The sequence below is a fragment of the Streptomyces sp. NPDC093598 genome, assembly GCF_044764825.1.
GTDB lineage: Bacteria > Actinomycetota > Actinomycetes > Streptomycetales > Streptomycetaceae > Streptomyces.
Genome location: NZ_JBIWIV010000020.1, coordinates 113866 through 123565 on the forward strand (window position 1 = coordinate 113866; position 9700 = coordinate 123565).

Below are 9700 nucleotides of genomic sequence, written 5' to 3' on the forward strand. Positions count from 1 at the left end.
CTGATGTCTCCCCGAATGTAGTCGGCACGTCCGGTGGCGCACGCCCCTTTGTGGCAATGTGCGCCCCCTGACCGGCCGCAGGTGGTAGAGGACCACCGGCGCCCGCACCGGGTGCCTTTGGGGTCGCGCCTACCCATGAACCCTCCGATCAGACCTGACTGAAGAGGATCGAACAGGATCGAAGTCGACTAAAACAAGCCTCTTCTGCGGGGGATCCGTTTTTCGGGTCGCGTTTTAGGGAACTGCCGCTGGGCAGCCGCGCTGCAAGGAAGCGTAGGGACTGCTTCCGTTCTGGCGAGCGAGGGGCGTGGTGGTGACCTTCAATGTGACCGGCGGTGAGCAGGGCGAATGGGCCGTGCTCCAAGTGTCGGGCGAGCTGGATCTGGTGACGTCTCCGGTGCTGCGTCAGCGTGTGCACGACGTGGTGGCCGAGGGGCACCACTGCCTCGTCCTGGACCTGTCCGACGTGTTCTTCTGCGACTCCAGCGGCGTCGGCGTCCTCATCGCGGCCCGCCGGCTGATCCGCTCCTGCCAGGGCCGGCTGCGCCTCGTGCTGCCCGCCCGGGGCGCGGCCGACGGCTCCCATGTCAACCGGGTCCTCGGCGCGCTGGGTGTCCGCAGGCTGTTCGACGTCTACGGCGATGTGGACGCGGCCCTCGGTGACGAGGGTGAACCCCTGTCCGCGTGACGGCCCGATGACGCTCGGTAGGCCGAGTGTTGCCGTTCCGGCACACTGTTGTCCCGGAATTCCCCCGGTCTTGGCACAAGTGACGGTTTCCCGCGCCCGAACGGTTCCCTCCGTCGTACGCTCCGACCCAGACACACCCCACCCGACGTAAGGCGGCCCGAGAGAGACATGGTCAGCAGCGAGTACGAGCGCAGGATCGCCGCCCGGTTCGCCACCTTCGATCAGGACGGCAACGGCTACATCGACCGCGAGGACTTCTACGGGGCGGCCAAGGCGCTGCTCGGGGAGTTCGGCGTGACGGCCCGCTCCGACAAGGGCCAGGCCCTGTACGGCGGCGCCGAGGCCTTCTGGCAGGGCATGGCCGGGATGGCGGACCGCGACGGCGACCAGCGCATCACCCGCGAGGAGTTCGTCAACAGCGCGGTCAAGCGCCTGCGCGACAACCCCGACCGGTTCGCCGAGATCGCCCGCCCCTTCCTGCACGCCGCCCTGGACGTCGCCGACACCGACGGTGACGGCGCCGCGACGATCGAGGAGGCCGGCCGCGTCCTGAAGTGCCTCGGCGTTCCCGAGGACGTCGCAGGACCGGCCGCCGCCACGCTCGACGCGGACGGTGACGGCAAGGTCGGCGAGGCCGAGGTCGTCCCCGCCTTCGCCCGCTACTTCACCGTGCCCGAGTAGGGACGCGCGCCCGAGCGGCGTCACGTGCCCGCAAAGCGTTCGCGGAGCTTGTACTTCAGCACCTTCCGCAGGGTCTCGCCCCGCGGAAGGGTGTCCACCACCTCCAGCCGCTCCGGCAGCTTGTGCACCGACAGTCCCTCGGTGCGCAGGAAGGCGGTCACGTCCGCGAGCGTCAGGGCCCCGGCGCCGGGCGGCAGTTCCACCACCGCGCACACCAGCTCCCCGCGCCGGGCGTCCGGCAGCCCGATCACCGCCACGTCCCCGACCGCCGGATGCCGGTGCAGCAGGTCCTCGATCTCCCGGGCAGAGATGTTCTCGCCCTTGCGGATGATCACGTCCTTCAGCCGGCCGGTGAGGACCAGGTGCCCGGTTTCCGTGAGGTGCCCGAGGTCGCCGGTGCGCAGGAACCCGTCCTCGTCGAAGGCCTCCGCCGTCTGACCCGGGTCCAGATACCCCCGGCACACGGCCTCCCCGCGCAGTCGCACCTCCCCGTCCACGATCCGGATCTCCATGCCCTCGGGCGGCCGCCCCTCGGTCGTCGCCAGCAGCTCGGGGCCGTCGTCCGGCGCCCCCATGGTGATCATCGGCACCTCGGTCATGCCGTACCCGTGGGTGAGCTGCACGCCCATCTCCCGCACCACGGCGTGGTACAGCTCCGGCGGCTTGGGCGCCCCGCCGCCCGCCAGCAGCCGCAGGGTCGGCACCACGGGCGTCCCCGGCCGCTTGCGCTGCTCCGCCAGGAACATCGAGTAGAACGCCGTCGACCCGCCTGCCATCGTCACTCCGTGCGCGCGATACTCCCCCAGCGCGTCCGGCAGCGCGAACTGCTCGAACAGCACCGCCGGGAAGCCGTACAGCAGCAGCATCACCGTGTAGTCCGGCCCGCCTATGTGGGCGTACGGGAAGGCGATCGAGCCCACGTCGTCCGGCGAGGGGCGCAGCGCGTGGGCCAGGCAGGAGCCGCCCGCGAGCAGGGAACGGTCCGTGTGCAGCACGCCCTTGGGGTCGGAGGTCGTGCCGGACGTCCAGTAGATCCAGCGGACGGCGGTGCCGTCGGCTGGCGGCGGGGGCAGCACGGACGGATCGCCGTCGGGCAGGTCGTCGTGGGCCTCGAACACGCCCTTCGCGCCCAGCCGGCGGGCCATCTCCGTGTGGTCGAAGCCGCGCCACACACCCGGCACCGCGAAGAACTCCGCCTTTGACTCGCCCAGCGCGAAGCCGACCTCGCGGTCCCGGTAGAAGGGGATCACCGGGGTCTGCACGGCGCCGAGACGGGCCAGCGCGAAGGACAGCACGGCCGTCTCGATACGGGTGGGCAGCTGCCAGGCGACCACCGTGCCGGGGCGTACGCCCATGCCGTGCAGCCCGGCCGCGACGCGCTCGGCACGCGCGCGCAGCCCCTCGAAGGTGAGCGTGCGGCCGTCCTGGAGGAACAGCGGCCGGTCGGGGGTGAGAGCGGCGCGGCGGGTGACCAGCTCCCACAGGGTGCGGGACGAACTCAGGGCGTGTGGGGTCTCGTTCACGGCTGCCCCCTGCTCCTCGGTGTGCCGCTTGGCTGACGGGTCGTCAGATGGGATGCTATCTGACGTAGCATCAGATAAGTACCGTCCGGCGGAGGGGACCCATGGCGACCGAACTGCCCCGCATCATCAGCGTCGACGACCACGTGATCGAGCCCGCCCACCTCTTCGACACCTGGCTGCCGGCCAGGTACCGCGAGCGCGGGCCCAGGGCACTCACCGCCGGCATCGGTGAACTCGCCTACATCGGCGGCAAGTACCGCATCACCATGGACCCGGACGGCCAGCCCACCGACTGGTGGATCTACGAGGACCTGAAGTTCCCGTACAAGCGCAACATCGCCGCCGTCGGCTTCGACCGGGACGAGATGACCCTGGAGGGCATCACCCGCGCGGAGATGCGGCCCGGCTGCTGGGACCCCAAGGAGCGCCTGAAGGACATGGACCTCAACCATGTCGAGGCCAGCCTCTGCTTCCCGAGCTTCCCGCGGTTCTGCGGCCAGACCTTCGCCGAGGCGCACGACAAGGAGGTCGCCCTGGCCTGCGTGCGCGCCTACAACGACTGGATGGTCGAGGAGTGGTGCGGCGACAGCGGCGGACGGCTCATCCCGCTGTGCCTGATCCCGCTGTGGGACGTCGGCCTGGCGGTCGCGGAGATCCGCCGCAACGCCGCGCGCGGGGTCAAGGCGGTGACCTTCTCCGAGATCCCCACCCACCTCGGGCTGCCGTCCATCCACTCCGGCTACTGGGACCCGTTCTTCGCGGTCTGCGAGGAGACCGGCACGGTCGTCAACATGCACATCGGATCGTCCTCGCAGATGCCGGCCGCCTCCCCGGACGCCCCGCCCGCCGTCCAGGCCTCGCTCAGCTTCAACAACGCGATGGCCTCGATGATGGATTTCCTCTTCAGCGGCGTCCTGGTGCGCTTCCCGCGCCTCAAACTCGCTTACTCCGAGGGGCAGATGGGCTGGGTTCCCTACGCCCTGGAGCGCGCCGACGACGTCTGGGAGGAGCACCGCGCCTGGGGCGGCGTCCGCGACACGGTCCCCGAGCCGCCGTCCACGTACTACTACCGGCAGATCTTCTGCTGCTTCTTCCGCGACAAGCACGGAGTGGCGTCCCTGGACGTGGTGGGCCGGGACAACGCCACCTTCGAGACCGACTACCCCCACGTCGACTCGACCTTCCCGCACACCAAGGAGGTCGCCCTCGACCATGTGAAGGGCCTCGACGACGAGACGGTGTACAAGCTGATGCGCGGCAACGCCATCCGGATGCTCGGCCTGGATCTCGACCGCTGATGGACCTGTCGGACACGCCCGAGGAGGAGGAGTTCCGGGTCCGGCTGCGGGAGTGGCTCGCTCGGGTGCTCCCCGGCCTGCCGCCCAAGCCGTCCCCCGGCGACTGGCCGGGGCGGCGGGCCTACGACCTCGGCTGGCAGCGCAGACTCCACGACGCCGGGTACGCCCACGTCCACTGGGACGCCACACCGAGCGTCCGCCTGATCTTCCTGGAAGAGACCGAGAAGGCGGGCGCGCCCTATGTGGGCGCCAACTTCGTGGGGCTGCTGCACGCCGGCCCGACGATCGCCGCCGAGGGCACGGCCCGGCAGCGGGAGCGCTGGCTGCCGCCGATCCTGCGCGGCGAGGAGGTCTGGTGCCAGGGCTTCAGCGAACCGGAGGCCGGCTCCGACCTCGCGGCCCTGCGCACGCGCGCGTGGCGCGACGGCGACGCCTACGTGGTGACCGGCTCCAAGATCTGGACCTCCCACGCGGAAATCGCCGACTGGTGCGAACTGTTGGTCCGCACCGACCCCGAGGCGCCCCGGCACCGGGGCATCACCTGGCTCGCCCTGCCCATGGACGCGCCCGGGATCACCGTACGGCCGCTGCGCACGCTCGCGGGGTCGGCCGAGTTCGCCGAGGTGTTCCTCGACGAGGTGCGGGTGCCGGTGGCCAACCGGGTCGGCGACGAGAACGACGGCTGGCGCGTGACCATGGTGACGCTCTCCTTCGAGCGGGGCACGGCCTTCGCCGGCGAGGTCGTCGCCTGCCGCCGTGTCCTGGCCGAACTGGCCGTCGAGGCCCGCAAGAACGGCCGCTGGGACGACCCGGCAATCAGGCGCCGGCTGGGCAGGCTCGACGCCGAGTTCCGGGCGCTGTGGAGGCTCACGCAGTGGAACGTGAGCGCGGCGCAGGCCTCGGGCGGAGTACCGGGCGCAGGCGGCTCGGTCTTCAAGCTCCGCTACGCGCACGCCCGCCAGGAGCTGTACGACGCCGCCGCCGAGGTGCTGGGCCCCGACTGCCTCGACCTGGACCGGCCGTGGGCCCTCGACCGGCTGTCCTCCCTGTCGTACACCATCGCGGCCGGCACCTCGCAGATCCAGCACAGCATCATCGCCGAGCGCATCCTCGGCCTGCCGAAGGGACGGTGAGGTGCCGTGCGGTTCCGCCTGACGGACGACCAGCGGGCGCTGCGGAACGGGGTGCGCGGGGTGCTCGCGCGACGTTTCGACGGGGAGGCGTTGCGGGCCGCGGTGGAGGGCTCCGGGGCGGGCGGTTCGGACTCGGGGGCGCTGCGGGTCGACCGGGGGTTGTGGCGGGTCCTCGGTGACCTCGGGTTCTTCGCGCTGCGGGTGCCGGAGGCGGACGGTGGGGTCGGACTCGGGCTGCCGGAGGCCGTGTTGGTGTTCGAGGAGGCCGGGAGGGCGCTGCTGCCCGGGCCGCTCGTCGCCACCCACCTCGCGGCCGGTGCCGTACCGGGCGCGGCCACCGGGGAGACGGTGGTGGCGGCCGTGGACGGCGGGCTGGTGGAGTGGCTGGCGGAGGCGGACGTCGTACGCGGGGACATCACCGGGGCCGTGCCGCTGCGGTCGATCGATCCGCTGACGCCCCTGCACCGCGTGCCCGCCGCGCGGCCCGTCCCCGACCCCGTCGCGATCCTCCTGACCGCCGCCGAGCAACTCGGCACCGCCACCCGCGTCTGCGAACTGGCGGCGCAACACGCCCGGACGCGCGAACAGTTCGGTCGGCCCATCGGGGCCTTCCAGGCGGTGGCGCACCTGTGCGCGGGGATCTTGGTCCGGGCGGAGACGGCCCGCGCCGCGGTGTACGCGGCCGCCGTCACCGCCGACCCGGCCGACATCGCCGCGGCCCGGCTCCTCGCCGACGAGGCCGCCGTGCGCGGCACCCGCGACTGTCTCCAGGTGCACGGCGGCATGGGCTTCACCTGGGAGTCCGAGGTCCATCTGCATCTGAAACGCGCATGGGTTCGAACCCAGCGTGCGGGCGGTGTCACGGAGAGTGAGGAGCTGCTCGCGGCCGCTCTGGCGCCCGGACCGGCCTGACAGTCCGTCTGGCTGCGGTGTCGCCGTACGCGTTCCCGGAGATGTCATGGATCGTGGCATACCGGAATCACGGAGCGTTGAGATCGGCTTGTGTCCTCAGCGTGACTCGTTACGGCCTGGAGTCGATTGCCCGCTCCGGTACCTTGTGTGAGATGCGAGTGGCTCCGAGCGCAGTGCGACCCAGTGACGCGGCCTGTTCGACTGCCCGCGGCGAGCGTCGCACAGTATGCCGCACGGGTACTCCTTCGCGCTGGAATATGCCCGAAGCGCTTGTTGGGGTGACTGTACGTCAACCATGCTGTCCCACAAGGGATTCACGTTCCGTGATCCTTGTCCCGGCCGTTGTTCTGGCCATGCAGAGAATGGCTACGATCGTGGCCCTCGTGAGGCGCGAGCCTAAGTGTCCGCCGGTTCGGATGGTGTGAGCGGTGCAGGTGCTTCAAGTGCAGCTGGAGATCCGGCCCGACCCCGCAGAAGTGGGGCGAGCGCGGCGGTGGGCCCGCTCCCGCCTTGCCGGGTCCGGCATACAGGCCGACGAACCCCTCGCCGAGACGCTGATCCTGCTCGTCTCCGAGCTCGTCACCAACGCCGTGGTGCACACCGGCCGGCCCGCCGTCCTGCGGCTGTGCCTGCCGCCCGTGGCGACGGAGGAGGCCACGGTCCGTCTCGAGGTCGCGGATCGCAGCGGCCGGGCCCCCGTGCCCCGGTGCGCCGGTGACGACGCGACCGGTGGCCGGGGCCTGGCCCTGGTCGACGGCCTCGCCGACCGCTGGGGCTGGAGCGTCGAGTCCACCGGCAAGCGCATCTGGTGCGAACTGGACCGGTGCGCGAAGTCCCGCGACATGACGGCGTCCTGCGGGGGTGGCGCGGCGGCGTACGGCGGCGGGGCGGCCTTCGAGGGGCTGGCGTACGAGGCGGTGTAGCACCCGCCGGCCGACGCCCGCGTCTGTCGGGCCTGGTCTGCGGCGGCACATGCCGCGGGGTTGTGCGGCGGGGCCGGGGCACGGATGCAGGTGCACCGGCCGATTTCCTCAGGGCATGCGGCGATGCGCCGGGACGTGCTTCCGTGCGCGCCCACGACGAAAGCCCCATACGGGATATATCGCCGAACCGCTGTTGACGCCTCGTGACGGTTTGCTCACGCTTGTGAGCAGCGATTCACCGTGAGGGGACGGCGAGGGCTTCGGTGGACGGCAGTCCTCGGCGAGTGTGAGTCGCGATTCGGCGTCGGCTCCCTTCAGGGGCAGGGAGTCGGGGCGGGAGCGCCGGAGTCGGGTGGTGGCGCGCGCTGCCGTGCTCGGGGCGAGCAGCGCGGCGCCGCCATCCAGCTCCAGCGGGATGGCGGCCCGACCGTGCCGGACCTCCGGCTCGACGGGGAGGTGCCCGCCGGCCTACAGGACGGCGACCGGCGCCACCGGAGAGCCGGTCGCCCCGGTGAACGGCTCGGGGGTCGCCGTCAGCAGGAACGCGTACCGGCCCGCTTCTCCACAGGCTGTGGACAACTTTTCGAGATTCCAGTTCTGCCCCTGTGGCATGCCCATCTCCACGAGGTCCAGGGCGTGCACCGGCAGCCAGAGGTTCTCCACCTCGGGCGGGAACACCTCGAAGGTGAGGGTGTCGTTGGCGACGGCGGCGACGTCCCGCGTGTGGAACCACTCCGGCGTCCGGATCGACAGCCCCGGCGACGGATACGCGTAGCCGTGCCGGTCCCCGGCCAGGCAGGCCCGGATCTGCCCGGTCCGTACGAGCACGATGTCACCGGCCCGCACCCGCGTGCCGGCCAGCTCCTCGGCGGCGTCCAGGTCCTCGGGTGTGACCGCGTACCCGCCGTCCAGCCGGTCCGCGCCCCGGGCCCGGGCGACGTCCAGCAGCACCCCGCGCGAGACGAGGTGCCGCACCGTGCCGATGCCGCTGAACTCGGCGCCGCCGTGCGGGGTGACGGTGTGGGCCGGACGGCCGTTGTAGAGCCGGCCCGAGTGCGAGACGTGCGGCAGGGCGTCCCAGTGGGTGGCCGCCTGCAGCCCCATGGTCACGACGTCGTCGCTGCACGCGACCGTGCCCGGACCGAAGATCTCCTGGTTGATCTGCACCATGGCGTGCAGGGGGTTGACGCGGCCGGGGATCATGCCCGTCTGCACGCCGTCCTGCTGGAGAGGCAGTGCGAGCGGGACGCGGTGGCCGGTGCGGACGGTCGCCGCGGCCGCCCTGACGACCTCGTCGGTGATCAGGTTCAGTGTGCCGATCTCGTCGTCGGCCCCCCAGCGGCCCCAGTTGTTCACGCGCTCGGCGATGGCGTGGAACGCGTCCGGCAGCGACATGGATCCCTCCCCGGGGCTTGTCCTCCAGTATCTGACGGGTCGTAGAATTCGGGAACCGAAACAATCTAACGGTCCGTCAGAAACCGTGGGACGGGAAGGGGCCGGGCGTGGGGAACTTCTTGGCAGGCAAGGTCGTCGCCGTCACGGGTGGCGGGCGGGGTATCGGCCGGGCGGTCGCGCTCGAGGCGGCGGCCGAGGGGGCGAAGGTCGTCGTCAACGACTATGGCGTGGCGGTCGACGGCGCCTCCCCGACCAGTGCGGTCGCCGAGGCCGTGGTCAAGGAGATCGAGGCGGCGGGCGGCGAGGCGGTGGCCGTCGCCGACGACATCTCCACGATGGCCGGCGGGCAGCGGGTCGTCGATGTGGCGCTGTCGTCGTACCGGCGGCTGGACGGGGTGGTCTGCGTGGCCGGCATCCTGCGCGAGCGGATGCTGTTCAACATGACCGAGGAGGAGTGGGACCCGGTCGTCGCGACGCATTTGAAGGGCACGTTCACGGTGTTCCGGGCGGCCTCCGCGGTGATGCGGAAGCAGCGCGCCGGGACGCTGATCGGCTTCACCAGCGGCAACCACCAGGGGTCCGTCTCCCAGGCCAACTACAGCGCCGCCAAGGGCGGGATCATCTCGCTGGTGCGCAGTGCCGCGCTGGGGCTGCACAAGTACGGGGTGACGGCGAACGCGGTGGCGCCGGTCGCGCGGACCCGGATGTCGGCCGGGGTGCCGATGGAACTGGCGGAGATCGGGGAGCCGGAGGATGTCGCCGCCCTGGTGGTGTACCTGCTGTCCGATGCCGCCGCTCGGCAGGGGGTGACCGGGCAGGTGTACACGGTGGCCGGGTCGAAGATCGCGGTGTGGGCGCAGCCGAGGGAGCTGCGGGCCGCGTATGCCTCCGACGGGTGGACCGTGGAGAGGATCGCGCAGTTTCTGCCCGGGTCTGTGGGAGTGGATCCGATGCCGTTGCTGGAGCGCGTGCGGGAGATGGAGAGGGCGGCGGCTCGGGGGGAGCGGCCGAACGCCCAGTAGCTCGGGGACTTTGGGCCTTTCGGCGGGTGCGGGTGCGTTGTGGCTTGTCGCGCAGTTCCCCGCGCCCCTAGGGGGTGTCCGCAAAGTCCCGCCTGCCCCGCGACGCCCGGCACGCACTCTCGCCG

The 9700-nt window shown here is 71.6% G+C and carries 9 protein-coding genes; 7 read left to right on the forward strand and 2 right to left on the reverse strand.

Going from position 1 to position 9700, the window contains the following annotated elements; genetic code table 11:
• Positions 1 to 307 precede the first annotated feature (307 nt).
• Together ACIRDU_RS35455 and ACIRDU_RS35460 are read left to right on the forward strand one after the other, a co-directional pair.
• Positions 308 to 688 carry an STAS domain-containing protein gene (locus tag ACIRDU_RS35455; protein WP_403587643.1) on the forward strand — a complete coding sequence of 127 codons (381 nt, stop codon included), beginning with the start codon at positions 308 to 310 and terminating at the stop codon, positions 686 to 688.
• A gap of 168 nt (positions 689 to 856) precedes the next feature.
• Positions 857 to 1369, forward strand: coding sequence for an EF-hand domain-containing protein (locus ACIRDU_RS35460; protein WP_403587646.1), 513 nt, complete (start codon positions 857 to 859; stop codon positions 1367 to 1369).
• A 20-nt stretch (positions 1370 to 1389) separates the two neighbouring features.
• Here ACIRDU_RS35460 and ACIRDU_RS35465 read toward each other — a convergent pair whose 3' ends face one another.
• Positions 1390 to 2892 carry a class I adenylate-forming enzyme family protein gene (locus ACIRDU_RS35465; protein ID WP_403587650.1) on the reverse strand — a complete coding sequence of 501 codons (1503 nt, stop codon included), beginning with the start codon at positions 2890 to 2892 and terminating at the stop codon, positions 1390 to 1392.
• A 101-nt stretch (positions 2893 to 2993) separates the two neighbouring features.
• Here ACIRDU_RS35465 and ACIRDU_RS35470 point away from each other — a divergent pair, with 101 nt between their 5' ends.
• The 4 genes from ACIRDU_RS35470 to ACIRDU_RS35485 all read left to right on the forward strand — a co-directional run bounded on the left by ACIRDU_RS35470 (position 2994) and on the right by ACIRDU_RS35485 (position 7158).
• Complete coding sequence (locus ACIRDU_RS35470; protein ID WP_403587653.1) at positions 2994 to 4190, forward strand: amidohydrolase family protein; 1197 nt, start codon at positions 2994 to 2996, stop codon at positions 4188 to 4190.
• Positions 4190 to 5323 (forward strand): acyl-CoA dehydrogenase family protein, encoded by a 1134-nt coding sequence (locus tag ACIRDU_RS35475; protein WP_403587656.1) that lies wholly within the window; start codon positions 4190 to 4192, stop codon positions 5321 to 5323. The genes ACIRDU_RS35470 and ACIRDU_RS35475 overlap by 1 nt, the downstream gene beginning before the upstream one ends.
• A 6-nt stretch (positions 5324 to 5329) precedes the next feature.
• Entirely contained in the window at positions 5330 to 6235 is a 906-nt protein-coding gene (locus tag ACIRDU_RS35480; protein ID WP_403587659.1) for an acyl-CoA dehydrogenase family protein, read from the forward strand.
• A gap of 443 nt (positions 6236 to 6678) precedes the next feature.
• Positions 6679 to 7158: an ATP-binding protein gene (locus tag ACIRDU_RS35485; RefSeq protein WP_403587677.1), complete on the forward strand. Its 480-nt coding sequence runs from the start codon at positions 6679 to 6681 to the stop codon at positions 7156 to 7158.
• Between the two features lie 468 nt (positions 7159 to 7626).
• Here the strand turns inward: ACIRDU_RS35485 and ACIRDU_RS35490 are convergent, their stop codons facing one another.
• Positions 7627 to 8553: a cyclase family protein gene (locus tag ACIRDU_RS35490; RefSeq protein WP_403587662.1), complete on the reverse strand. Its 927-nt coding sequence runs from the start codon at positions 8551 to 8553 to the stop codon at positions 7627 to 7629.
• 107 nt (positions 8554 to 8660) lie between these two features.
• On the opposite strand from ACIRDU_RS35490, the gene ACIRDU_RS35495 reads away from it, so the two are divergent.
• Entirely contained in the window at positions 8661 to 9575 is a 915-nt protein-coding gene (locus ACIRDU_RS35495; protein ID WP_403587665.1) for an SDR family NAD(P)-dependent oxidoreductase, read from the forward strand.
• Positions 9576 to 9700: the final 125 nt, after the last annotated feature.